The organism is Parasedimentitalea nitratireducens, assembly GCF_057444295.1.
This window is the reverse complement of the sequence record NZ_JBYAXC010000003.1, coordinates 259582-282929: the sequence shown is the minus strand read 5'-3', so window position 1 is coordinate 282929 and position 23348 is coordinate 259582. Positions and strand designations below refer to the sequence as shown.

General features: G+C 56.9%; 22 protein-coding genes. 14 read left to right on the top strand and 8 right to left on the bottom strand.

Features of this window, described 5'->3' with window-relative positions; all coding sequences use genetic code 11:
• Positions 1-10: 10 nt before the first annotated feature.
• Positions 11-1174, top strand: coding sequence for a M20 aminoacylase family protein (locus tag AC2T28_RS12050; protein WP_486749239.1), 1164 nt, complete (start codon positions 11-13; stop codon positions 1172-1174).
• 91 nt (positions 1175-1265) lie between these two features.
• Here the strand turns inward: AC2T28_RS12050 and AC2T28_RS12045 are convergent, their stop codons facing one another.
• Genes AC2T28_RS12045 through moaA form a run of 3 tightly spaced genes read right to left on the bottom strand, consistent with a single transcriptional unit; the run spans position 1266 to position 4621 of the window.
• Positions 1266-2309, bottom strand: coding sequence for a glycosyltransferase family 4 protein (locus tag AC2T28_RS12045; protein WP_486749238.1), 1044 nt, complete (start codon positions 2307-2309; stop codon positions 1266-1268).
• On the bottom strand, positions 2302-3612 hold the full coding sequence (locus tag AC2T28_RS12040) for a 3-deoxy-D-manno-octulosonic acid transferase (protein ID WP_486749237.1): 1311 nt from the start codon (positions 3610-3612) through the stop codon (positions 2302-2304). The genes AC2T28_RS12045 and AC2T28_RS12040 overlap by 8 nt, the downstream gene beginning before the upstream one ends.
• A gap of 1 nt (position 3613) precedes the next feature.
• Positions 3614-4621, bottom strand: coding sequence for a GTP 3',8-cyclase MoaA (gene moaA, locus AC2T28_RS12035; RefSeq protein WP_486749236.1), 1008 nt, complete (start codon positions 4619-4621; stop codon positions 3614-3616).
• Between the two features lie 91 nt (positions 4622-4712).
• Between moaA and AC2T28_RS12030 the strand changes: the two genes are divergently transcribed.
• Positions 4713-5132 carry a hypothetical protein gene (locus tag AC2T28_RS12030; protein ID WP_486749235.1) on the top strand — a complete coding sequence of 140 codons (420 nt, stop codon included), beginning with the start codon at positions 4713-4715 and terminating at the stop codon, positions 5130-5132.
• Between the two features lie 2 nt (positions 5133-5134).
• Here AC2T28_RS12030 and AC2T28_RS12025 read toward each other — a convergent pair whose 3' ends face one another.
• The 3 genes from AC2T28_RS12025 to glmU are packed head-to-tail and all read right to left on the bottom strand — an operon-like array spanning position 5135 to position 8984.
• A complete protein-coding gene (locus tag AC2T28_RS12025; RefSeq protein WP_486749234.1) occupies positions 5135-5824 on the bottom strand; it encodes a DNA alkylation repair protein in 690 nt (229 codons plus the stop codon).
• Positions 5821-7629 (bottom strand): glutamine--fructose-6-phosphate transaminase (isomerizing), encoded by a 1809-nt coding sequence (glmS, locus tag AC2T28_RS12020; RefSeq protein ID WP_486749233.1) that lies wholly within the window; start codon positions 7627-7629, stop codon positions 5821-5823. Before glmS ends, AC2T28_RS12025 begins: the two co-directional genes overlap by 4 nt.
• Entirely contained in the window at positions 7629-8984 is a 1356-nt protein-coding gene (gene glmU, locus AC2T28_RS12015; protein WP_486749232.1) for a bifunctional UDP-N-acetylglucosamine diphosphorylase/glucosamine-1-phosphate N-acetyltransferase GlmU, read from the bottom strand. The genes glmS and glmU overlap by 1 nt, the downstream gene beginning before the upstream one ends.
• A 130-nt stretch (positions 8985-9114) precedes the next feature.
• Here glmU and AC2T28_RS12010 point away from each other — a divergent pair, with 130 nt between their 5' ends.
• Together AC2T28_RS12010 and AC2T28_RS12005 are read left to right on the top strand one after the other, a co-directional pair.
• A complete protein-coding gene (locus tag AC2T28_RS12010) occupies positions 9115-9777 on the top strand; it encodes an HAD-IA family hydrolase (RefSeq protein WP_486749231.1) in 663 nt (220 codons plus the stop codon).
• 87 nt (positions 9778-9864) lie between these two features.
• Entirely contained in the window at positions 9865-11058 is a 1194-nt protein-coding gene (locus AC2T28_RS12005; RefSeq protein WP_486749230.1) for a DegT/DnrJ/EryC1/StrS family aminotransferase, read from the top strand.
• Here the strand turns inward: AC2T28_RS12005 and AC2T28_RS12000 are convergent, their stop codons facing one another.
• The gene (locus AC2T28_RS12000) at positions 11059-11436 is read right to left on the bottom strand and encodes a VOC family protein (RefSeq protein ID WP_486749229.1); all 378 of its coding nucleotides are present in this window, start codon (positions 11434-11436) and stop codon (positions 11059-11061) included.
• Positions 11437-11641: 205 nt separating this feature from the next.
• Between AC2T28_RS12000 and AC2T28_RS11995 the strand changes: the two genes are divergently transcribed.
• Together AC2T28_RS11995 and AC2T28_RS11990 are read left to right on the top strand one after the other, a co-directional pair.
• A complete protein-coding gene (locus AC2T28_RS11995) occupies positions 11642-12805 on the top strand; it encodes an isovaleryl-CoA dehydrogenase (RefSeq protein ID WP_486749228.1) in 1164 nt (387 codons plus the stop codon).
• Positions 12802-13299 carry a lysozyme inhibitor LprI family protein gene (locus AC2T28_RS11990; protein WP_486749227.1) on the top strand — a complete coding sequence of 166 codons (498 nt, stop codon included), beginning with the start codon at positions 12802-12804 and terminating at the stop codon, positions 13297-13299. The genes AC2T28_RS11995 and AC2T28_RS11990 overlap by 4 nt, the downstream gene beginning before the upstream one ends.
• Positions 13300-13419: 120 nt before the next feature.
• Here the strand turns inward: AC2T28_RS11990 and AC2T28_RS11985 are convergent, their stop codons facing one another.
• Complete coding sequence (locus AC2T28_RS11985) at positions 13420-14022, bottom strand: OmpW/AlkL family protein (protein ID WP_486749226.1); 603 nt, start codon at positions 14020-14022, stop codon at positions 13420-13422.
• 149 nt (positions 14023-14171) lie between these two features.
• Here AC2T28_RS11985 and AC2T28_RS11980 point away from each other — a divergent pair, with 149 nt between their 5' ends.
• The 8 genes from AC2T28_RS11980 (at position 14172) to AC2T28_RS11945 (ending at position 23327) form a co-directional block, all read left to right on the top strand.
• On the top strand, positions 14172-15701 hold the full coding sequence (locus AC2T28_RS11980; RefSeq protein ID WP_486749225.1) for an AMP-binding protein: 1530 nt from the start codon (positions 14172-14174) through the stop codon (positions 15699-15701).
• Positions 15698-16261 carry a hypothetical protein gene (locus AC2T28_RS11975; protein WP_486749224.1) on the top strand — a complete coding sequence of 188 codons (564 nt, stop codon included), beginning with the start codon at positions 15698-15700 and terminating at the stop codon, positions 16259-16261. The genes AC2T28_RS11980 and AC2T28_RS11975 overlap by 4 nt, the downstream gene beginning before the upstream one ends.
• Before the next feature lie 75 nt (positions 16262-16336).
• Positions 16337-17941, top strand: a complete 1605-nt coding sequence (locus AC2T28_RS11970; protein ID WP_486749223.1) for a carboxyl transferase domain-containing protein — start codon at positions 16337-16339, stop codon at positions 17939-17941.
• Positions 17942-18487: 546 nt separating this feature from the next.
• Positions 18488-20428, top strand: coding sequence for an acetyl/propionyl/methylcrotonyl-CoA carboxylase subunit alpha (locus tag AC2T28_RS11965; RefSeq protein WP_486749222.1), 1941 nt, complete (start codon positions 18488-18490; stop codon positions 20426-20428).
• An 81-nt stretch (positions 20429-20509) separates the two neighbouring features.
• On the top strand, positions 20510-21364 hold the full coding sequence (locus AC2T28_RS11960) for a hydroxymethylglutaryl-CoA lyase (protein WP_486749221.1): 855 nt from the start codon (positions 20510-20512) through the stop codon (positions 21362-21364).
• Positions 21365-21404: 40 nt separating this feature from the next.
• Positions 21405-22187, top strand: a complete 783-nt coding sequence (locus AC2T28_RS11955) for a crotonase/enoyl-CoA hydratase family protein (protein ID WP_486749220.1) — start codon at positions 21405-21407, stop codon at positions 22185-22187.
• Between the two features lie 250 nt (positions 22188-22437).
• Positions 22438-22803, top strand: a complete 366-nt coding sequence (locus AC2T28_RS11950; protein WP_138161775.1) for an NADH-quinone oxidoreductase subunit A — start codon at positions 22438-22440, stop codon at positions 22801-22803.
• Positions 22794-23327 carry a NuoB/complex I 20 kDa subunit family protein gene (locus tag AC2T28_RS11945; protein ID WP_486749219.1) on the top strand — a complete coding sequence of 178 codons (534 nt, stop codon included), beginning with the start codon at positions 22794-22796 and terminating at the stop codon, positions 23325-23327. The genes AC2T28_RS11950 and AC2T28_RS11945 overlap by 10 nt, the downstream gene beginning before the upstream one ends.
• Positions 23328-23348: the final 21 nt, after the last annotated feature.

Genomic DNA, 23348 nt, shown 5'->3' with positions numbered 1-23348 from the left:
AAGACCCTAGATGCCCGTTAAGAATCGTTTTGCCGAGTTGCAGTCGGAAATTACCGAATGGCGCCGCGACATTCACGAAAACCCCGAAATCTTGTTTGAAACCCATCGCACTAGCGCGCTTGTGGCGGAAAAACTCAAGGAATTCGGCTGTGATGAGGTCACAACTGGCATTGGCCGCACCGGTGTGGTTGGTGTGATCAAGGGCAAAACGGACACAGCAGGCAAAGTGATTGGCCTGCGCGCCGACATGGATGCTCTGCCGATCCACGAGGCAACCGGTCTGGACTATGCAAGTAAAACCGACGGCGCCATGCACGCCTGTGGGCACGATGGTCACACTGCGATGCTGCTGGGTGCTGCGAAATACTTGGCTGAGACACGCAACTTTGACGGATCTGTTGTAGTGATCTTCCAGCCAGCCGAAGAAGGTGGCGGCGGCGGTCGAGAAATGTGCGAAGACGGTATGATGGACCGGTGGAACATCCAAGAGGTCTATGGCATGCACAACTGGCCAGGAAAACCAGTTGGTAGCTTTGGCATTCGCCCGGGCGCTTTTTTTGCCGCAACTGATCAGTTTGATATCACGTTTGAAGGCAAAGGCGGTCACGGCGCGGTTCCGCAGAAGACCGTGGACAGCACGGTAATGTCAGCACAGGCGGTATTGGCGCTACAGACCATTGCAAGCCGTAACGCCGATCCTGTTGATCAGATCGTTGTGTCGGTAACCTCGTTCGAAACTTCATCCAAGGCGTTCAACGTTATTCCGCAAACGGTTCAGATGAAGGGTACGGTGCGCACCATGAGCGCCGAGATGCGGGATATGGCTGAGAAACGTGTCAACGAGATCTGTTCAGGTATCGCGGCGACCTTTGGTGGCACGGCTGACGTGAATTATATTCGCGGCTACCCAGCAATGGTGAACCACGACGAGCAAACTGAGTTTGCGGCAGATGTGGCCAAGTCGATTTCTGGCGATTGTGAACATGCCGAACTTGTGATGGGCGGCGAAGACTTTGCATTCATGCTGGAAGAGCGCCCCGGGGCTTATATTCTGGTTGGTAATGGCGACACTGCATCGGTGCACCATCCGGAATACAACTTTAATGACGAAGCAATTCCTGCTGGCTGTAGCTGGTGGGCCGAGATTGTTGAGAAGCGGATGCCTGCTGCATAAATCCAAAATCAAGGGAGGGGGCGGTCTGCTCCCTCTTGCCCCGAGCTATAATTCACCCGCGAGGGTATTACGGGCCGGATGAAAATGGATTTTAGTTGGGCTGCCAAAGTCCTTGATAGACAGTCTCTATTCCCGCGGCTTCAGCGGCTGAGCTGAAACCATGGCAAGCGATCTCGCGGGCATCCAGGCTCATGCTGGCATGGCGGGCCGGGTCGGTCAGGATCGACAGGGCGGCCTGCGCCGCGGCGTCTGCGTCTTTGAGGGAAACAACTGTTCCTGTTTTTCCTTGAGCTGAAAACTCTTCGTAATACCCGGTGTGAGAGCCAACAAAGGGCACACCGCTGGCCATGCCTTCGAGGGGGACCATGCCGTAGCCTTCGTAGCGTGGAAGCTGCATGACAAGCGACAGGCTTTGCATCAGTTGGGGCAGGTCCTTGGCTGCGACTTCACCAACAAAGAGAATGCGGTCGGTCAGGTTTGCCGCTTTGATGCGGGCACGCAGGTCTTCCAGGAATTTCTTGTGCTCCCGACCGGCACGGCCAATGATCAGCGCTTTGGCGTTGGGAATTTTTGGCAGAACTTGCAGCATAGCGTCGACAAATAGGTCAGTGCCTTTTTCAGGGCGTATGCGACCGATGGTTGCAATGCCAAGTTCACCGCCGTGCCCGAGGCTGGACCACGCCGCAGAGCGATCTTCGGTTGGTGCGAACACATCAATGTCGACCCCATGTGGCACCACCGCATGCACGTTGTTGACGTAATGCGCGGCAATTTCCGTTGTGGCGACGATGGCATCCATTTTTCTGATCAGCCATCGGGGGTAGGACGAATGCAGGCGTTGCGCAGCCGAGGTGAAGACGATGCGGATTGGCAGTTTGAGAATGTCACGCGACCAGATTGCAGCGCGCATTTCCGGGTTGCGGCGCACGTGCCAAATGGCAAAGTCTCGGTCGTTGGGGCGCTGTTGGCTGAGCTGTCTGGCCTCTTTCAGAGTGATCGGATCAGGGCAGCCGGGCAGGGGGTGCCCAACCAGCCGCATGTCATGGTTCTGCATCTGCTGACGGATCACATTTGCCGCTGTTGCCGAAACGCCAGTGAAGTTCTTGTTGAAATTGGTGACGAAGAGTTCAGGCATCTTGTGGTTCCAGCTTAAGTTCCTTCATCAGGGTATCGAGCACGCCATTTAGTTGTTCGGCCTGTTCATCCGCAAACTTTGTCGCCGCGTCGCGGGCCTGTGCCAGTTCTTCCGGGTGTGTCAGAAAGTTGGATACTGCCTTGCTCAGTTGATCGGCATCATGCACCTCGACAGCGGCATGGGCCGTGATCATTGGCGGGAAGGTTTCAGAGAAGTTGTGGTAGCCGGGGCCGGTGATGACAGCGGCGCCAGCGCGTGCAACTTCAAACGGGTTATGGCCACCGATGGGTTCAAAGGAACCGCCAAGAAGTACTATTGGCGACAGGGCGTACCAACTGCCCAGTTCTCCCATGGTGTCGGCAAGGTAGACTTGGGTGTTTGCATCGGGCAGTTCGCCAAGGCTGCGGCGGGCACTTGTCAAACCGGCGTCAGATATCAGCTGAGCAACATCATCTCCGCGCTCGGGGTGACGGGGGACCAACACCAGGCACAGGTCAGGGTGTTGATCCAACAGGGTCTTGTGCGCGGTCAGTACGGGCTGTTCCTCGCCGATGTGGGTAGAGCTGGCCACCCAGACTGGGCGTTCTCCGACAGAGCTTTGAAGCTCTGCAAAAGCCTTGTCATCTATTGGCAATGCGCCAGACCCAGCCTTTAGGTTGCCGCCAGCGTGGACGCGGTCAGGCGCGGCGCCCAGTTCCAGCAGATGGTCAGACATGGTTTCGTTCTGCGAAAGGAACAGAGAGAACTGGTCCATAATGAATTGCGCCGTGGGGGCCTTGCTACGCCAGCGCGCGACGGAACGTTCGGACAGGCGGGCGTTGACCAGGGCCAGGCGCGCACCAGAGCGCTGGGTCAATACCAATGTCACGGGCCAAAGTTCACTTTCAACAAAGACAGCCGCGCTGGGTTGCCAATGGGTTAGAAATCGACGGACCGGGCCCCCTGCATCCAGCGGTGCAAACTGGTGGCGACATCGCGGTGGCATGCGTTGCTCAACAACCTGTGCTGCGGTAGCCGTGCCTGACGTGATCAGAAATTCAGCCTTTGGCAAACGCTCACCCAGCTGGGTGATCAAGGTCAGAGCCGCCTGGGTCTCGCCAACAGAGGCACCGTGAAACCAGATGATCTGGCCCTCCGGGCGGGGCTGGCTTGCGTGTCCCAGACGTTCGCGCTGGCGTTTCTCGGAAACACCCTGCGCGGAAAGCTTGGCCGCGACTTTGCGGTAGGCCAGCGGCGCGATCAGCGCAGTGGCGCAGCGGTAGGCGTGATAAAGCAGCGTTGGGCCGCCGCCTGAAGGTGTCATCTCAGCCGCCAGTGTGACTCATGTGGCGGGACATTTGTCCCTCCACGCGCTGGCGTGAATAGTCAAAATCATGGCCCTTGGGTTTGAGCCCGATAGCAGCGCGGATGGCTTGTTCCAGCGCCTCTTCGTTCTCTGGGTTGTCTCGCATGGCAGGTTTCAGATCCTGCATGCCTTCTTGGCCAAGGCAGGTATACAGCTCACCGGTACAGGTCAGGCGCACACGGTTGCAGCTTTCGCAGAAGTTATGGCTCATTGGAGTGATAAAGCCGATTTTCTGGCCGGTTTGTTCCAGCCGGACATAGCGAGCGGGGCCACCAGTAGATTCAGCCAGGTCGGTGACCTGGTAATGGTCTTCATAGGCTTTGCGCACGTCTTTCAGCGACCAGTACTGGCCAAACCGGTCTTCGTTGCCGAGATCCCCCATGGGCATGACCTCGATCCAGGTCAGATCCATTTCGCGATCGGCACACCATTCAGTGATGGTCGGAAGCTCGTCTTCATTGAAGCCCTTCAATGCCACAGCGTTGATCTTGATTTTCAGACCCGCTTTTTGCGCCGCATCAATGCCGCGCATGACCTGGGGCAGGCGGCCCCAGCGGGTGATGTCGGCAAACTTCTGCTCGTCGATGGTGTCCATAGAGATATTGATCCGGCGGACACCGGCGTTGAACAGATCCTGAGCGTATTTCTCCAGCTGCGAACCATTTGTGGTCACGGTCAGCTCTTTTAGGGCACCACTTTCCAGATGTCGGGTCATCGCGTTGAAAAACGTCATGATGCCGCGCCGAACCAGAGGCTCGCCACCGGTAATGCGGAGCTTTTGGACGCCCATCTTAATAAAGGACGAACACATGCGATCCAGCTCTTCCAGCGTCAGCAGCTCTTTCTTGGGCAGAAAGGTCATGTCTTCGGACATGCAATAGACGCAGCGAAAATCGCAGCGGTCTGTGACTGAGACGCGAAGATAAGTGATGGCGCGGGCGAAAGGATCGATAAGTGGAGCTGTCATGGCACATAGGTAAGGCGGGGTTTGGCCTGCGGCAAGGATATTGTGGGCGAAGTGGTTGGCAAAGCGCGTTTTGTCGGGCTAGTGTTTGCGCATGCGTAAATTGTTTATCCCTGCCGCCGTCTTATCGCTGTTGTCAGCTTGTAATTTGATCCCTGATTTGGCCAAGGATTCGGATCCTGGCATTGCGCCCCCTGCAGCGGTTGAAACCGCGCCGCTGGAAACCGCAGATGAGCCAACACAGCCCGAGACAGCACCGTCATTTGCTGGAACTGCCAGCACGATTGCGGGCCTGGGCGACCCTACGGTTCCCGGATTGTGGATGGAAACGCCTTTGGTCACCTCGGAACAGATGGGGCGGGTGCGGACTGCCGGTGGCGCCGAGGTTACGCTGACCCTTCGCCCAATCGCTGGCGAGGCCAGTGCTGGCAGCCGGTTGTCGATTGATGCGATGCGCGCTTTGGGCGCACCGCTGACCGAGTTGATCGAGCTGCAGGTTACTGCGGCCTCCTAAACTCACTCCTTGGGAAGGTATTTGCCTGCTTCTTTGCGGGCAAAGTTCTTCATCTGATCGCCATGTTCAGACAGGAAGTCGCGCACTCGTTGGGCATCGTGCTTGGATAGATCCCGCAGCCACCAAGCAATGGATTTCTGTATGAACCATTTCTGGTCAGGCACATAAGAGGCTGCCCAGCCAAGAATGCGATCTCTGTTTTCCAGCTCGGCAGGTTTCGGGTTGTTTTGCTTGGTCCACGGTAATGTGGCCACCAAGGCCGCGCGCCGGGTCCACAGGCTATCCGAAGTTGTCCAGGTTTCCACCACGTCCAGACGCGTTGGATCAGCAATCAAACGCTTTTGAATGGCTGAACAGGCATGATCCGCCAGTGCCCAGTTGTCAAAATCAGGAACCCAGCTTTGCAACAAATCCCAAACAGCATCATCAGGCCGGATTCGGGCCTGGGTCAGCATCTTTGTCGCTGCTAAACGCGCTTCGAAAATGTCGGACTGCCACAGGCCTGCTGCGACTTCGACACGTTGATCCAGTGTCAGCTCTTGCCGCCAGGCCTTGGCCAAGTCGTTGACCTGAGGGTTTGTGAGCCCAAGGTACTCTCGACCAGTCTTGTGATAGCTAGCCATGCCTTTAGCGCGCTCGGGGTTGCTGATTTCACGTAGTTGGTCGAGATAGGGGAGAAATAATTCGCTCATTCTACTGTTACCGACTTTGCGAGATTACGAGGTTGGTCAACATCAGTGCCTTTGGCGATTGCTGTATAATAAGCAATTTGCTGAGCGGGAATGGCGTAGAGGATCGGTGCCAATGCGTCAGGTACCTGAGGCATGGTGATAATCTCGGCAGTTCCATCACCGGCAATCCTAGCCCCTTCGGCATCGGTTATCAGAATGACACGTCCCCCCCGGGCCATCACCTCCTGCATGTTGGAAATGGTCTTCTCGAAAAGTGCATCGCGTGGAGCCATGACAATGACCGGCACGGTGTCGTCAATCAGCGCGATTGGCCCGTGCTTCAGCTCGCCGCTGGCGTAGCCTTCGGCGTGGATATAGCTCAGCTCTTTCAACTTCAGGGCACCCTCCATCGCCAGCGGATACAGCTGCCCGCGGCCCAGGAAAATGATGTCCTTGGCAGCCGCAAGTTCCCGCGAAGTCGCTGTGATTTGGCTTTCAAGCGTCAGCGCCTGATTGATCAGCCCTGGTACAGAACGCAGGTCTGTTGGCATGTTCTTTGGGAGCGCAATGCCGCGCTGTTTGGCGGCTTGTAGCGCTATGATCAGCAGGATTACCAGCTGGCAAGTAAAAGCTTTGGTTGAGGCCACCGAGATTTCAGGACCTGCGTAGAGCGGCAAGATAACATCACTCTCGCGAGCGATTGAGCTTTCAGAGACGTTGACCAAGCCGACAATTTGATCGGCCTTGCCGGTCATATAACGCAGCGCGGCCAAGGTATCTGCGGTTTCACCCGACTGACTGACAAACAGCCCAAGGGTGCGGTCGGAGACTGGCGGCTCACGGTAGCGGAATTCCGAGGCCACATCGACTTCAACCGGCATCTTGGCGATTTGCTCGAACCAGTATTTTCCGACCATGCAGGCGTAATAGCCTGTTCCACATGCCACCATAGTGAGGCGGTCTATTTTTGTGAAATCCAGATCGTCCGGCAGGGTTATCTCGTCGATCTCGGACAAATAGGCGTGCAGGGTGCGGTCAATGGCCACCGGCTGTTCTGCGATCTCTTTGGCCATGAAGTGTTTATGGCCATCTTTGTCCACGCGGGTGGAATCCAGCTGTATCTTACGTTTTTCGCGATTGGTCTGGTTGCCTTCGACATCCCAGATTTGCAGGCTGGTACGGGTTAGAACGGCAAAGTCACCTTCTTCCAGATAGGTGATCTGGTCGGTGAGCGGGGCAAGTGCGAAGGCATCTGAACCCACATACATCTCACCCTCACCGTGGCCGATGGCCAAGGGGGAGCCCTTGCGGGCGGCGACCATCAGATCTTCTTCACCATGGAACAAAAAGCCCAAGGCGAAGGCCCCATCAAGACGACGCACCGTTTTGCGGGCGGCCTCGGCCGGGGCAAGGCCGGTGTCGATGTAGTGCTGGCACAGCAGGGCAACGGTTTCGGTGTCGGTATCGGTTTCAAAGGCGATATCGTGCGAAGCCAATTCTTCACGCAGTTCCTTGAAATTCTCGATAATCCCGTTGTGAACCACGGCGACCGTGCCCGCCATATGCGGGTGGGCGTTGCCGGTGGTGGCCGCGCCATGGGTGGCCCAACGGGTGTGACCAATTCCGGATTTCCCAGCCAAGGGTTCATGCACCAGTAAATCGCTCAGGTTCACCAGCTTGCCCACCGCGCGACGCCTGTCCAGTACGCCGTTGTTGACGGTGGCGATGCCGGCACTGTCATAGCCGCGATATTCAAGCCGCTTCAGAGCTTCAACCAGAATGGGGGCAACCTCGTGATCGCCCAGAACCCCTACAATTCCACACATCAGTTTGCTCCCTCATCCCGTTTTTTCTTTTTGGCGCGCAGCATGTCCATCAGCTTGCGGGCACGGCCGGGCTTGTTGGTTTGCGGAGTTCGCGCGATGGCCAGGGCTTCGTCTTCGATGTCCTTGGTGATCACGGCACCTGTTGCCGTCATCGCCTCGTGGCCGACCTTGACCGGTGCAACCAGCATGGTGTTGGAGCCGATGAAAGCATTGGCGCCAATCTCGGTGCGATGCTTCATCACGCCGTCGTAGTTGCAGGTGATGGTGCCCGCGCCGATGTTGGTTTTCTTGCCAACCGAGGCATCGCCGATGTAGCTGAGATGATTGACCTTGGCACCTTCGGCAATCTCGGCATTCTTAATCTCGACAAAGTTGCCGACGTGGGTGTCTTCGGCGAGTTCCGCACCGGGGCGCAGTCGGGCATAGGGGCCAACTTTGGCACCACGGCTGACATGACAGCCTTCGAGGTGCGAAAAGGCCCGGATCAGCGCGCCGCTTTCGACAGTCACACCAGGGCCAAACACCACATTGGGTTCAATCACTGCGTCGCGACCAATGAAGGTATCCAGCGACAGGTATACAGTTTCTGGCGCCATCAGGGTGACGCCCATGTCCAGTAATTCGGCGCGAGCACGGGTTTGGAAAATCGCATCAGCGCGTGCCAGATCTGCACGTGAATTGACGCCCAGAGTTTCGGCTTCGTCACAGGCCACGGCTGTCACCTTGCGCCCATCGGCGCGTGCCAGTTCAACGATGTCGGTCAGGTAATACTCGCCCGAGGCGTTTTCAATGCCAACCTTTGCGATCAGGTCGAACAATAGCTTTGCATCACAGGCCATAAGGCCGGAGTTGCAGAAGGAAATCGCGCGTTCGTCTTCACTGGCATCTTTGTATTCAACAATGCGTTCAAGACTGTCGCCATCCATGACCAAGCGGCCATAGCGGGCGGGGTCGGCAGCGTTGAAGCCAAGGATAACCAGATCTGCGCTGGCCCGGGCCGCGACCATCCGTTCCAGCGTATCGGGCTGCAAAAATGGCGTGTCGCCAAAGAGAACAACTGCATCACCGTCGAAATCGGCGAGGGCGCCGCGGGCCTGGTCAACGGCGTGGGCGGTGCCCAGCTGCTCGACCTGCAGCACAACTTCCGCAGTATCGTCGATTTCCGCAACCGCTGCGGTGACCATTTCAGCCTCGTGCCCCGCGATAATAACTGTCTTCGATGGGTCCAGCGCTTGACCAGCCTTCATGGCGTGGGCCAGCATTGGTGCTTGGCCAATCGGATGCAGGACCTTTGGCAGGTCAGACTTCATCCGCGTGCCTTTGCCTGCGGCGAGGATGATCAAGGCGGTGCTCATATGGCTTTTCTCTTTATTTTCATGTTTAACCCGTTTTATCCGCTGGAGGGCGGGGTGCAAGCCGGTTGCACATCAAACAAGGTTGCGGGTTGCAACATCAGATGGCGGAATTGCGCCGAAGGGGACGAATATGCGAACGGTGATTTTTGATCTGGACGGTACGCTGGCCGATACCTCTGGTGACTTGCTGGCTGCCGCCAACACCTGCTTTCGTCAAATGGGGCATGGGGATCTACTGACGCACCCGGCAGACGCCGCAGTTGCCCTACGTGGGGCACGGGCCATGCTGAGCTTGGGATTGTCGCGAGTGGGGCAGTTAGATCAGCGTCTGGTGGATGAGTACTTTTCTGTGCTTGTTGATGCATACAGAGAAAAAATATCGTTGCATACAGTTCTGTATCCAGGTGCAATGGAGGCAGTCGAGGCCCTTAAGATCGCAGGCTATGGTGTTGGAATCTGTACTAATAAACCCGAGCAGCTGGCTGATATTCTATTGAAAGATTTGGGCGTTCGGGATGCCTTTTCGTCTTTGGTTGGGGCAGATACTTTGCTTGTGCGAAAACCAGATCCCGAGCCCCTGCGTGAGGCTGCGCGGCGTGCTGGGGGTGACCCGGCCAAGACGATTTTGATCGGGGATAGCGATACAGATCGTAATACGTCGGCTGCTGCGGGTGTTCCATCGGTGCTGGTGACCTTTGGCCCCGCCGGTGATGACATGGCCGCGCTGAAACCCGAAGGGTTGCTGCATCATTTTGATGACTTGCCCAAGATGGTTGAGCGGTTGATCGGTTAAGTTGGCTGGGCGGCGCGGCAACTTGGAATTGTTATTTCTTGCGCAAGATCCCTTGACCAAAAATCTTCGTCCCCCCAGAAACAGCCCATGAAAGAGATTTTTACGGGCAGTTTCACCCAGCAAGAACCCCTGTCAGAGGCCGCTATCGAAGCGGCCCTGAAGGTTATGCAACACGGCCGTTTGCACCGCTATAATGTCGAGCCCGGAGAACTGGGCGAATCAGCGCTGCTGGAGCAGGAGTTCGCGGCGCAGACTGGCGCGAAATATTGCCTTGCCGTGGCCTCGGGTGGCTACGCATTGGCGACTGCCTTGCGGGCGGTTGGGGTCAAACATGGCGACAAGGTCCTGACCAATGCCTTCACCCTTGCCCCGGTGCCGGGCTCGATTGCCTCAGTCGGGGCAGAGCCGGTGTTTGTTGGCGTCACCGAGGATCTGGTGATTGATCTGGAGGATCTGGCCGCCAAGGTGGGGCAGGCCAAAGTGCTTATGCTCAGCCATATGCGCGGGCATCTGTGCAACATGGATCGCCTAATGCAGATCTGTGATGAGGCCGGTGTGGTTGTGATAGAAGATTGTGCTCACACTATGGGCGCATCGTGGAACGGTGTCACTTCGGGGCGGCAAGGGGCCGTTGGCTGTTATTCGTGCCAGACCTATAAGCATGTGAACTCGGGCGAGGGTGGGCTGTTTATCACCGACGACGAAGAGATCGCGGCGCGTGCGATTATGTTGTCCGGTTCTTATATGCTGTTCGAGCGGCATTTGGCGGTGCCGGACCCATCTGTTTTTGAGCGGATCAAATACCACATCCCCAATATCTCGGGCCGCATGGATAACCTGCGCGCCGCCATTCTGCGACCGCAGTTGCGTGATCTGGGCGCGCAGGTCGAGCGTTGGAATGAACGCTATCGCTGTATTGAGGACGGCTTGCGCAATACCCCTGGCTTGCAAGTGATCGAGCGGCCCAAGGCCGAGATCTATGTGGGGTCTTCTATCCAGTTTCTGTTGCTCGATTGGAGCGCCGACAAGGTACAAGAGGTTTTGCACCGCTGTGCTGAGCGTGGCGTTGAACTGAAATGGTTTGGCGCGCCCGAACCGGCTGCCTTTACCTCGCGCTATGACAATTGGCACTATGCCCCCAGCCAGAGCCTGCCAAAGAGTGACCGCGTACTGGCCGGCATAATAGATATGCGGGTGCCGCTGACCTTTAGTCTTGATGATTGCGCGCAGATCGCCCGGATCATTCGGGCCGAGGTTGCGTCAGTTTTTCAAAGTAGCTGATTATTCCGCGGCTTTGCTTGAAGCGAAGGCGCGGCTTGAGACAGATACCGAGTTGTTTGACGGATCCTTGGCGTTGGCAAAATTGTATCCATCCGCTTGGTGGATCGGCCCAAACTGCAACCCTTGTGCGGCGGTATCGGCGCAAAATTTGGCGACATCAGGGGTGTCAAACACCAGCTTGACCAAAGCTTGTCCCATTTTCTGCCCTTTGCCAGCAGGGTGTAGCAGCAACGTGACCCCACCGTGGGGCGCTCGAAGTTCGATCAAGCGATCCCCGTCTTGTTGGTGCGCCTCATAACCAAAATACTTGCAGTAGAAGTCCACCATTTCGGGAACACGCTTGGTGTAAATGACCAGGCGTCCAAGTCGTGCGTTCATGTTCAATGACCTCTGGTAAGCAAATCGTGAGCGTATCCAGTATTTGCAGAGTGGGAAAGTGCCACGGGTGCCACACTGCCTCACAATGGTTTCTCAATGCAATTTCACCAGTGGTTGAGCGGTGGTTGACGCGAATCGAACGCTGTTCTAATAAATTGAACAACTGTTCATATAAGTTTGCGAATGTACCGGGGAGGACACCACAATGTTCAATGCCAGCATGCAGTTTGATCTGGGTGAAGATGTAAATGCGCTGCGTGACATGGTGCATCGCTGGGCGCAGGATCGGGTCAAGCCGATGGCGCAGCAGATTGACCAGAAAAACGAGTTTCCGCCCGAGCTGTGGCAGGAAATGGGTGAGTTGGGCTTGTTGGGTGTGACAGTGCCCGAGGAGTTCGGTGGGGCTGAGATGTCCTATTTGGCGCATACCGTCGCGGTTGAAGAGATCGCCCGTGCCAGTGCTTCAGTCTCGCTGTCTTATGGCGCGCACTCGAATCTTTGCGTTAATCAGATCAAGTTGAACGGCTCGCCCGAGCAAAAGGCCAAGTACCTACCAGGACTGGTGTCCGGTAAACATGTCGGTGCGCTGGCGATGTCCGAGGCGGGCGCTGGGTCGGACGTGGTGTCGATGTCTCTGCGTGCGGAAAAGCGGAATGACCACTATCGGCTAAACGGCAATAAATACTGGATCACCAATGGTCCGGATGCGGACACTCTGGTTGTCTATGCCAAAACCGATCCGGATGCCGGGTCCAAGGGGATCACCGCCTTTATCGTTGAGAAAGAGATGAAGGGCTTCTCGACCTCGCCGCATTTCGACAAGCTGGGGATGCGCGGGTCAAACACGGCTGAGCTGATTTTCGAGGATGTCGAAGTGCCGTTTGAGAATGTGCTGGGTGAAGAGGGGCGCGGTGTAGCGGTTCTTATGTCGGGCCTTGACTATGAACGCGTTGTTCTGGCCGGAATTGGCACCGGCATCATGGCGTCCTGCATGGATGAAATGATGCCCTATATTGCCGAGCGTAAGCAGTTCGGCAAACCCATCGGCTCTTTCCAACTGATGCAGGGCAAGATTGCCGATATGTACACCGCCATGAACTCAGCGCGTGCCTATGTCTACGAGGTTGCCAAGGCCTGTGATCGGGGTACTGTTACCCGTCAGGATGCGGCGGCTTGCTGTCTCTATGCCTCGGAACAGGCCATGGTGCAGGCGCATCAGGCAGTGCAGGCGCTAGGTGGCGCTGGTTATTTGTCAGACAACCCGGTGGGTCGTATTTTTCGCGACGCCAAGCTGATGGAAATCGGCGCCGGGACTTCAGAAATTCGTCGTATGCTTATTGGTCGTGAATTAATGGGAGCAATGAATTGAAGAAATTACTAGCTATTGCCCTGCTTTGGGGCACCTCACTATCAGCGCAGGAAGTGGTCTATTCGGATGAGGCCACGGATACCTGCGCAATGCAGGCGGACTCGATTGAAGATCGCAAGCAATGCATCGGGATGTCAGCCGATGCCTGCATGGAGAACTCTCAGGAAGGGTTCACAACCATCGGCATGATGGAGTGTATCGACAACGAGCGGCTGTATTGGGATGGGCAGTTGAACCAGACCTACAAGCTGCTGCAAGAGGCATACAAGCCGCAGGATGCCGAGCTGGACAAGTTGCAGTCATCTGCTCCCCGGATGATGCCGGCATTGCGTGACATGCAGCGGTCCTGGATCGCCTATCGCGACGCAACCTGCGATTTCGAACAGTCCCAATGGGGCGGTGGTAGCGGTGGTGGTCCTGCTGTTTTATCCTGTTTGCTCCGGCAAACGGCATTTCAGTCGATCTACCTGCTGCAGACCTGGTCTGGTGAATAGCGCGGCTTATGTCGCGAGACTGACCGAAAAACAAATGGCCCACGCATCCAAGGGAGACTGCGCGGGCTAAGTATCGGGATGACGCACCAAGGGGAGCGTCATCAGATTGGCAGCAAAGGGTTAGAAACGGTGCACGTAGCTCAGTCCAACCACGACAGGATCTATCTCGGCGGTGCCAATCGACGCACCGTTCAGAGTGGCGTCGCTGTCGATATCGATGTAACGCACGTTCAATCGCATCGCGCCCTTATCCGACACCTGCCAGTCAGCGCCAACCTGAACCGCCAGCCCCCAGCTGTCTTCCAGCTTCAGAACACCCAGAGACGAGGATTCCTCGAAGAAGGTGGTGTAATTCAAGCCCAGGCCAACAAAGGGTTTGATCTTGCCTTGTGTTGGGAAGTGGTAGTTGACCGACAGGGTTGGCGGCAGCTGTTTGGTGGTACCAGCAAAGGCACCGCCAATTGCAATGTCGTGCTCAAACGGAGTCGCGGCCAGCAGTTCGATTCCGATATTATCACGAATGAAATACTCGGCCGTCAGCGACAGCTGGGTGTTGTCGTCAATGGAGGTGGCTCCACCGGCAAGCGTGCCGTTGTCCGACTTGGGATTGACGTTGGCGACACCCACGCCAAAGGTCCAATCGCCTTGGGATTGGGCCAGTGCGGGACCGGTCAAAGCGGCCAGCGCAGTGATCAGCGCAAGAGCGGAAATGGAGCGTTTCATCGGAGTTTTTCCTCTTTGTTTTCGTTTGAAAAAGACATGCGCCAAAGGGACGGAGATTCCCCTGATCTAGATCAAGAGAGACCGGTGTTAGTCTTTGAAAAAGCAGGCCAAAAACGCATACCGACTATGCGTCGGAAGTATGGTGAAAGATGACTGAAAAACGCATATTTCCCGGCCTGAACCCGGATGGCAGCTGGAAACTGCCTGAACGGCTGAATATGGCCGCGCAGGCTTTGTCTCATCCGGCCGAAAAACTGGCGATCATTGATCTGACTGGCCCGGAGCGGGGGGGTGTCAGCTATGGCGATCTGGGCGAGATGGTGGACGGTCTGGCCCGCTATTTGCTGGCCCGCGTTCAGCCCGGTGATCGGGTTGGAGTGCTGCTGGGACAGTCGCCTTGGTGTGCAGCGGCGCATCTTGCGATCTGGAAGGTGGGCGCGATTTCAGTGCCGCTGTTCAAGCTGTTCAAACGCGATGCACTGGCCAGCCGGGCCGGAGATGCCGGGGTGCAGTTTGTGTTCACCGATGCCGAAGGGACAGACCTGCTGGGCGATCTGGCTGAGGCCGTGATGGTGGACGGCGCAGGACTGGCGGGCGACCCCGTAGCCTTTGCCGATACCACACCCGAAACCCCCGCCGTGTTGATCTATACTTCCGGCACCACCGGCAGTCCCAAGGGTGCGTTGCACGGGCACCGGGTGCTGACAGGACATTTGCCCGGAGTTTCGATCAGCCATGATCATCTCGGCCAGAGCGGCGACTGCCTATGGACCCCAGCCGATTGGGCCTGGATTGGAGGTCTGTTTGATGTGGCGATGCCGGGGTTGGCGTTAGGCGTGCCAGTGGTCGCCGCGCGTCTGGATAAGTTCACCCCCGAGGCCTGCGCGGATGTGATTGCACGGGGTGAGGTGCGCAATGTGTTCTTCCCGCCAACCGCCTTGCGCATGCTTAAGGCGGCCGGGCAGGGGCTCGACGGCCTGCGCTCTGTTGCCTCTGGAGGAGAGCCCCTGGGCGCAGAGATGCTCGCCTGGGGCCAGCGTCGGCTGGGGGTGACGATCAACGAGTTCTACGGTCAGACGGAATGCAATATGGTGGCCTCGTCTTGTGGTACGGATTATGATCCGCGACCGGGGTGTATTGGCAAGGCGGTGCCGGGGCATGAACTAGCGGTTGTGGATGAAGATGGTCAGCCGACAGCTGCCGAAGGCGATGTTGCCGTGCGCCGCGGTTCAGCCTCAATGTTGTTGGAATACTGGAGCCGGCCCGAAGAGACTGCAGCCAAGTTTCGCGGGGATTGGTTGATCACCGGGGATCGAGGGGTCTGGGAAGGCGACTATCTGCGCTTTGTTGGGCGCGAGGATGATGTGATCACTTCGGCTGGATACCGCATTGGCCCTGCCGAGATTGAAGATTGCCTGCTGACCCATCCGGCGGTGGCCACTGTGGGTGTGGTGGGAAAGCCGGATGAGATGCGGACCGAAATTGTGAAGGCGTATGTGGTGTTGAAGACCAGGGCCGAAGCCTCGGCACAAGAATTGCAAGACTATGTCAAAGAGCGGTTGGCACATTATTCCTATCCGCGCGAGGTGGAGTTTTTGGAGGCGCTGCCGATGACGGTGACCGGGAAGGTGATCCGTAAGGAGCTGAAACGCCGTGCAGCGGAGGAGTTGGTAAGATGAAAATTAAAGTGATCAGATTTGTCTTAGCCGCGGGCTTGGGGAGCACTGTTTTAGGCTGGAGCAGTGTGCAGGCCTCCGACGATTTGCACCAATGTTTGATAAAGGTTCAATCCGATCCACGTACGCAAGCCGGAGTGCGAGCCGGGAATAAGCCACCAGCGAGCCTGACTGTCGGCAACTGGCTTGCATCTGGTTACTCGGCAGCGATGGAGTGTGGGCAGCTTTTTGGACCGCAGTTAGACTGCGGAATTAAACAATTGGCGGGCTCCTCAGCTCTTTCAGAAACGCATGTCAAATGTGTGGAAGAAATTGCAAGCGTCCAGATCAGAGATCACACAGAAAAACGAGATAACATAGCGCGCCAGTTCGATGATCGAGGTGAGGTGGGGCTTTCTTTTGTTTTGAAAACTGAAAATGTCACCTCTTTATGCCAAAAGATGGTTTCGGAAACCGACAATGCTCTCCTTGAGCGTTTTTCTCATTCTGCATGCCAACATTTGGTCTTGAACCAGCAAGCGGGCCTGCTTGCTTACGCTCAGTTTTTGCTGGATCGAAAATGAAAAATGCTCGAGGCGCTTTCGAAGAGATGTCAAATGAAAGATTCACAGCGCGTTTGTCCGCACAGGGGAACTTAAATGAAACTCACATCTAAGGCGATGCCTTCATCCGAAGGTTTCAAGGCAAACCAAGCCGCCCATAAGGAGGCTTTGGCTCAGATCTCAGCGGCGGCGGAGGCTGCGCGGATGGGCGGCGGTGAAAGATCTCGTGCGCGTCATGAAAGCCGAGGCAAGATGCTACCGCGTCGACGGGTGGCGAACCTGCTGGATCCGGGCTCACCGTTTTTGGAAATCGGTGCGACAGCAGCTCATGCCATGTACGACGGTGCGGCGCCGGGTTCTGGTGTGATTGCTGGCATTGGTCGAGTGCATGGGCAAGACGTCATGGTGGTCTGCAATGATGCCACGGTGAAGGGCGGCACCTATTTCCCTATGACGGTGAAAAAGCATCTGCGAGCGCAGGAGATTGCCGAGGAAAACCATCTGCCCTGTATCTATCTGGTCGACAGCGGCGGCGCCAACTTGCCCAATCAGGATGAGGTGTTCCCGGATCGCGATCACTTTGGTCGGATTTTTTACAATCAGGCGCGGATGTCGGCTAAGGGGATCCCGCAGATCGCGGTGGTGATGGGGTCTTGTACCGCTGGCGGCGCTTATGTGCCCGCGATGTCGGACGTGACCATCATCGTTAAGGAGCAGGGGACCATTTTCTTGGCTGGTCCTCCGCTGGTCAAAGCTGCCACTGGTGAGGTGGTAAGCTCCGAAGACCTGGGTGGTGGCGATGTCCACACCCGCTTGTCAGGTGTGGCCGACTATCTGGCCGAGGATGATACCCATGCGTTGGCGCTGGCGCGTCGCGCGGTTCTGTCTCTGAACCTGACCAAACCGCTGACGGTAAACTGGGCCAGCCCTGAAGAGCCTGCCTATGACCCCGAGGAGATCCTAGGTGTGGTGCCAGGCGATCTGCGCACGCCCTATGACATTCGCGAGGTGATTGCGCGGCTGGTGGATGGCTCGCGCTTTGACGAGTTCAAACCACGTTTCGGGGAAACGCTGGTCACCGGTTTTGCCCATGTCAAAGGTTGCCCGGTGGGGATCATCGCCAACAACGGTGTGCTGTTTTCCGAAGCGGCGCAGAAGGGCGCGCATTTTGTCGAATTGTGCAGTCAACGCAAGATTCCGCTGGTGTTCCTGCAGAATATCACTGGGTTCATGGTGGGGCGGAAGTATGAAAACGAAGGCATTGCCCGCCACGGGGCCAAGATGGTGACGGCCGTGGCGTCAACCAATGTGCCGAAAATCACCATGTTGGTCGGTGGCTCTTTTGGCGCTGGAAACTATGGCATGGCTGGTCGCGCGTATCAGCCGCGGTTCCTTTGGACCTGGCCCAATTCTCGGATTTCGGTCATGGGCGGCGAGCAGGCCGCTGGGGTTCTGGCGACAGTGAAACGAGACGGTATCGAGCGGCGCGGCGGCAGCTGGTCAGCCGAGGAAGAGGCGAAGTTCAAGCAGCCGACCATCGATATGTTCGAAGAACAAAGCCATCCGCTCTATGCCTCGGCCCGGCTGTGGGACGACGGCGTGATTGACCCGCGTAAAAGCCGGGATGTGCTGGCCCTGTCGCTGAGTGCCGCGCTGAACGCTCCTATTGAGGAGACACGCTTTGGCGTGTTCCGGATGTAAAACGTGATGTGGACTTTCCTAAAAGGAAAAATCCCTCAGGTTGCCTTGGCACTTAGTTCGTATGTTTTGGCGCCCGGCTCGGCTATTGCGGACCAGCATTGGGCTGCTCTGGGCTGGGTTTGTGACACTGGGATGAAACAGTTGACTGTCTTCCCTGTTCGCTTTGATACCAATACCGCGCTGCCAGAAACTCGAGAGGGGCTCTATGTACCGATGGCACAAGGTTGGAATGATCCGCTCGGTGGTGATGAGGTTGTATCCTGCTTAATAGGAACCGACCGAACAGTGAGCCTCCGCCGGACATATCTACATTCACCTAAGCCCAGCGGCGGGTATTGCGGCGGCGCAGCGTGGTCACGCTATAGCTTGGATGTGAACGGAGAGACAGTTCTCGAATTTCATATGGGCTGCACCGACACGCTTGTTCTAGCAAAAGAAAATGGCATTGAGGCTTGCTCTCTTGGTTGGGGGGAAGGCTGCCGTCACTATAAAGGAAAACCACTCCGGCAGACCCGGGGCGGGAACGGGTTATCGGAGTAAGAGACAATGTTTGACAAAATCCTGATTGCCAACCGTGGCGAAATTGCTTGCCGTGTGATGGAAACTGCCCGCGCCATGGGGGTGAAAACTGTTGCGGTTTACTCCGATGCGGACCGCGAGGCTAAGCATGTGGCACTGGCGGATGAGGCTTATCACATTGGGCACGGTCCGGCCCCTGCAGACAGTTATTTGTTGGGGGATGAAATTATTGCCGTGGCCAAGCAAAGTGGCGCGCAGGGCATTCATCCCGGATACGGATTTCTGTCGGAAAACCCGGATTTTGTAGACGCGGTTGAGGCCGCGGACCTGTCCTTTATTGGTCCCTCGGCGGATGCAATCCGCAAGATGGGTCTGAAAGACGCGGCCAAGGTGCTGATGGAGCAAGCTGGGGTGCCGGTGGTACCGGGGTATCACGGCAGCAATCAGGACAGCGAGCACCTGTCTGGTGCGGCTGACGGCATTGGCTATCCGGTGCTGATCAAGGCCGTGGCTGGTGGCGGCGGCAAGGGGATGCGGCTGGTCGAACGCCCCGAGGATTTTATGGCCGCACTGGAAAGTGCGCGTGGTGAAGCCATTACCGCTTTTGGCAACCCGGATGTGCTGGTTGAGAAATACATTCAGCAGCCGCGCCATATTGAAATCCAGGTGTTTGGCGATGGCACCCACGCGGTGCATCTGTTTGAGCGAGACTGCTCGCTGCAGCGGCGCCATCAGAAGGTGATCGAGGAAGCTCCGGCCCCTGGGATGACCGCCGAGGTGCGGGCGGCGATGGGGCAGGCCGGTGTGCGTGCAGCCGAGGCGATTGGCTACAAGGGCGCAGGCACGGTCGAATTTATCGTGGATGGGTCGGATGGCCTGCGCGCCGATGGGTTCTGGTTCATGGAAATGAACACCCGGCTGCAGGTAGAGCACCCAGTCACCGAGGCCATCACGGGTGTTGATCTGGTGGAATGGCAGTTGCGGGTTGCCTCGGGGGAGCGTCTGCCAAGGCGGCAAGAAGACCTGGCGATCAATGGCCATGCTTTTGAGGCGCGGCTTTATGCTGAGGATGTTCCCAAGGGGTTCTTGCCCGCTACGGGCACATTGACCCATCTGCAATTCCCCGAGGACTGCCGGGCCGATAGCGGTGTGCGGGCAGGGGATACCATCAGCCCATGGTACGATCCGATGATCTCCAAGGTGATCGTACATGGCCCCACGCGTGAAGTGGCGCTGGCACAGTTGAGCCGGGCGCTAGAGGGCACTCAGGTTGGCGGAACTGTGACCAACCTTGCTTTTCTTGGTGGCTTGGCCGCGCATCAGGGATTTGGCCGGGGAGATGTGGACACCGGGTTGATTGCCAGGGATATTGACAGCTTGACCGCTGCTCCGGTGGCCGAATTGCACCATCGAGTTGCTGCCGGGATGGTAGCACTGGGGCTGGCTGATCTGCCCAATGACGCTGGGTTCAATTTGTGGGCGCCGCTACGTCGCGCTGTTTCGCTGAGCTGGCAGGGCGAGGTGTTTGACCTGGAGGTCGAGGTTGACGGGAAGGATCGCCAGATCTGGCATTTGGGTGATCAAGAGATTGTTGCAAACCGCCGGGGCGCGGGGTGGATCATTGGCAGCTGGGTGATGTCGGATGTGGTGCGATCCGGTGGGACAATTACGGTCTTTGATGGTTATGGTCTGCCGTTTGAAGTGATCGACCCGCTTGACCGACATGCGACTGCCGGTGGCGATACGAATGTGATCGAGGCACCGATGCCCGGGTTGATCAAGGCGGTGTTTGCCAAAGCTGGGCAGGTGGTGAGCGAGGGAGATCGGCTTGCCGTGTTGGAAGCCATGAAGATGGAACACGCATTATTGGCGGCGCGAGATGGTGTGGTTGCCGAGGTTCTGACGGCGACCGGGGATCAGGTTGAGGCAGGGGCTGCGCTGATCCGATTGCGCGAGGACGCCGAATAACCTTGCCAAAACAGCTGGTGGCCCGCAGGCTGCCAGCTAAGAGTTGAGTATTTTTAGCAAAAAGAAACTGGGAGCTTGGGTATGGGCGATAGGGTCGAGATTTTTGAAGTGGGTCCGCGCGACGGGCTGCAGAATGAAAAACGCGAGATCCCTGTTGCCGAGAAGGTGGCTCTGGTCGATTGCCTGAGCCAGGCTGGCTTTAATAGAATTGAGGTTGCCAGTTTTGTCTCTCCCAAGTGGGTGCCGCAGATGGCGGGCAGTGGCGAGATTTTGTCGGGGATCAAACGGGCCGAGGGTGTGCGTTATGCTGCGCTGACGCCCAATATGCGTGGCTATGACGATGCGGTCAGCGCCAAGGCGGACGAGATCGCTGTGTTTGCTTCGGCCTCGGAAGGGTTTTCTAAGGCTAATATCAATGCCAGCATCGAGGAATCGATTGCTCGGTTTGAACCAATTCTAGAGGCCGCCCGCCATATCGACGTGCCAGTGCGTGGCTATATTTCCTGTGTCACGGACTGTCCGCACGATGGCGCAACAGCTCCTGAAAAGGTGGCTGAATTGGCGGATCAACTGTTTGCCATGGGCTGTTACGAGATTTCGCTGGGCGATACCCTTGGTCAAGCAACCCCGGATTCGGTTGCACGTATGCTGTTGGCGGTGCGCGAGGCCGTGCCCGCAACCCGATTGGCCGGGCACTTCCATGATACCGCTGGACGGGCCATCGAAAACATCGATGCCGCCTTGGCAATGGGGGTTCGGGTGTTCGATGCCGCTGTTGGCGGGCTGGGTGGATGTCCCTTTGCGCCTGGGTCCGCCGGGAACGTTGCGACTGAGTTGGTGCATGAACATCTCACCCGGCTAGGCTATGAAACAGGACTGGACGGAGATGTTCTGGCCAAGGCGGCAGATATGGCCAAGGCGATGCGAGAATCTTGACGGCCACGCTGTGGTGGCTTTTCTATAAATGGGTAATCGAATGTACAATACCATCACTCTGGTAACCGATGCGCGTGGGGTGGCGACTCTGACCCTGAACCGGGCAAAAAAGCACAACGCCATGTCAGGTGAAATGATTGAAGAGCTAACAGCTTCGGCTGGGCGGATTGCACAGGATGACACGATCCGGGTCGTTGTCCTGACCGGCAACGGCAAGAGTTTTTGCGCTGGCGGGGATCTGGGCTGGATGAAACAGCAAATGGCGGCGGATTCGGCGACGCGCTTTGTTGAGGCGCGCAAGCTGGCCGAGATGTTGCAGGCGCTCAACACGCTGTCCAAACCTCTGATTGGCGCGCTACAGGGCAATGCCTTTGGCGGTGGGGTTGGCATGGCCTCGGTCTGTGACGTGGCCATCGGCGTCGATCACCTGAAGATGGGGCTGACCGAAACCAAACTGGGAATCATTCCGGCTACCATCGGTCCTTATGTGCTTGCGCGTATGGGAGAGGCCATGGCGCGGCGGGTGTTTATGTCGGCTCGGCTGTTTGGGGCTGATGAGGCCAAAGAGCTGGGGCTGCTGGCGAGGGTGGTTCCGGCGGATCAGTTGATGGAAGCGGTCGAATCTGAGGTGACCCCGTATCTGAACTGCGCACCCGGCGCAGTGGCGGCTGCCAAGCAGCTTGCACGTGATTTGGGCCCTAGAATTGACAATTCGGTCATAGATAGCACAATCTCTGCTTTAGTGGCCCGTTGGGAAACCGAGGAAGCTGACGAGGGTATTGGTGCATTTTTTGACCGCCGCAAGCCACGTTGGCAGGCTTGAAGACTTGAGTTTGAAATGCCTGATATTGCGATTGGGCCAACAATAGTTGGCCTTCCTAAGAAGGAGAGACTTTTCTTATAAAAATAATAAGGATTAGCTGTTGCGAGATGAGGATGTCGCGACTGTTTAAAGAGCCTTCATCATTAACAATGCCTTGGTTGACGCTGGCAAATCACGAGAGTAGACACGGCCCAAGTCAACACGCCAATTGACCGCGCGCGGCGAATAGCGCGCTGGAAAGGAGCCACTCGTGGAAGAGATGTTGCGGGAATACCTCCCGATTCTGGTGTTTCTGGCCGTAGCCGTCGGTCTTGGAATCGTCCTTATATTAGCTGCCGTTGTATTGGCCGTGCGCAATCCTGACCCTGAAAAGGTAAGTGCGTATGAATGCGGTTTCAACGCCTTCGACGATGCGCGTATGAAATTTGATGTCCGGTTTTATCTGGTGTCGATTCTGTTCATCATTTTTGATCTGGAAATTGCCTTCCTGTTTCCCTGGGCCGTTGGGTTCAAGGACATCAGTATGACAGGCTTCTGGTCGATGATGGTGTTTCTGGGCGTTCTGACCATCGGCTTTGCCTATGAATGGAAAAAAGGGGCCCTGGAATGGGAATGATGACCGGAGCCAACACTGCTGGTGTCGACAAGGAAATGGTCACCCAGGCCCTGAATGCTGAACTGCAGGACAAGGGCTTTCTGCTGACCTCAGCCGAAGACATCATCAACTGGGCCCGCACCGGGTCGCTGCACTGGATGACCTTTGGTCTGGCCTGCTGCGCGGTTGAGATGATGCATACCTCGATGCCGCGTTACGACGCCGAGCGTTTTGGTATTGCCCCGCGTGCCTCCCCACGTCAGTCGGACGTGATGATCGTTGCGGGTACTCTGACCAACAAAATGGCCCCGGCGCTGCGCAAGGTTTATGACCAGATGCCCGAGCCACGTTATGTGATCTCGATGGGCTCCTGCGCCAATGGCGGTGGCTACTATCACTACAGCTATTCGGTTGTGCGTGGCTGTGACCGTGTTGTGCCTGTCGACATCTATGTTCCTGGCTGCCCGCCAACTGCCGAAGCACTGCTTTATGGTCTGATGCAGCTGCAACGTAAAATCCGCCGCACTGGCACCCTGGTGCGCTGATTGCGCTGAGTTGGAGAGTAT

Bases quoted from the DNA above. Each gene is read 5' to 3' on its own strand.
- AC2T28_RS12050 (WP_486749239.1), top strand. From the start codon at position 11: ATGCCCGTTAAGAATCGTTTTGCCGAGTTGCAGTCGGAAATTACCGAA.
- AC2T28_RS12045 (WP_486749238.1), bottom strand. From the start codon at position 2,309: ATGCCTGAACTCTTCGTCACCAATTTCAACAAGAACTTCACTGGCGTT.
- AC2T28_RS12040 (WP_486749237.1), bottom strand. From the start codon at position 3,612: ATGACACCTTCAGGCGGCGGCCCAACGCTGCTTTATCACGCCTACCGC.
- moaA (WP_486749236.1), bottom strand. From the start codon at position 4,621: ATGACAGCTCCACTTATCGATCCTTTCGCCCGCGCCATCACTTATCTT.
- AC2T28_RS12030 (WP_486749235.1), top strand. From the start codon at position 4,713: ATGCGTAAATTGTTTATCCCTGCCGCCGTCTTATCGCTGTTGTCAGCT.
- AC2T28_RS12025 (WP_486749234.1), bottom strand. From the start codon at position 5,824: ATGAGCGAATTATTTCTCCCCTATCTCGACCAACTACGTGAAATCAGC.
- glmS (WP_486749233.1), bottom strand. From the start codon at position 7,629: ATGTGTGGAATTGTAGGGGTTCTGGGCGATCACGAGGTTGCCCCCATT.
- glmU (WP_486749232.1), bottom strand. From the start codon at position 8,984: ATGAGCACCGCCTTGATCATCCTCGCCGCAGGCAAAGGCACGCGGATG.
- AC2T28_RS12010 (WP_486749231.1), top strand. From the start codon at position 9,115: ATGCGAACGGTGATTTTTGATCTGGACGGTACGCTGGCCGATACCTCT.
- AC2T28_RS12005 (WP_486749230.1), top strand. From the start codon at position 9,865: ATGAAAGAGATTTTTACGGGCAGTTTCACCCAGCAAGAACCCCTGTCA.
- AC2T28_RS12000 (WP_486749229.1), bottom strand. From the start codon at position 11,436: ATGAACGCACGACTTGGACGCCTGGTCATTTACACCAAGCGTGTTCCC.
- AC2T28_RS11995 (WP_486749228.1), top strand. From the start codon at position 11,642: ATGTTCAATGCCAGCATGCAGTTTGATCTGGGTGAAGATGTAAATGCG.
- AC2T28_RS11985 (WP_486749226.1), bottom strand. From the start codon at position 14,022: ATGAAACGCTCCATTTCCGCTCTTGCGCTGATCACTGCGCTGGCCGCT.
- AC2T28_RS11980 (WP_486749225.1), top strand. From the start codon at position 14,172: ATGACTGAAAAACGCATATTTCCCGGCCTGAACCCGGATGGCAGCTGG.
- AC2T28_RS11975 (WP_486749224.1), top strand. From the start codon at position 15,698: ATGAAAATTAAAGTGATCAGATTTGTCTTAGCCGCGGGCTTGGGGAGC.
- AC2T28_RS11970 (WP_486749223.1), top strand. From the start codon at position 16,337: ATGAAACTCACATCTAAGGCGATGCCTTCATCCGAAGGTTTCAAGGCA.
- AC2T28_RS11965 (WP_486749222.1), top strand. From the start codon at position 18,488: ATGTTTGACAAAATCCTGATTGCCAACCGTGGCGAAATTGCTTGCCGT.
- AC2T28_RS11960 (WP_486749221.1), top strand. From the start codon at position 20,510: ATGGGCGATAGGGTCGAGATTTTTGAAGTGGGTCCGCGCGACGGGCTG.
- AC2T28_RS11955 (WP_486749220.1), top strand. From the start codon at position 21,405: ATGTACAATACCATCACTCTGGTAACCGATGCGCGTGGGGTGGCGACT.
- AC2T28_RS11945 (WP_486749219.1), top strand. From the start codon at position 22,794: ATGGGAATGATGACCGGAGCCAACACTGCTGGTGTCGACAAGGAAATG.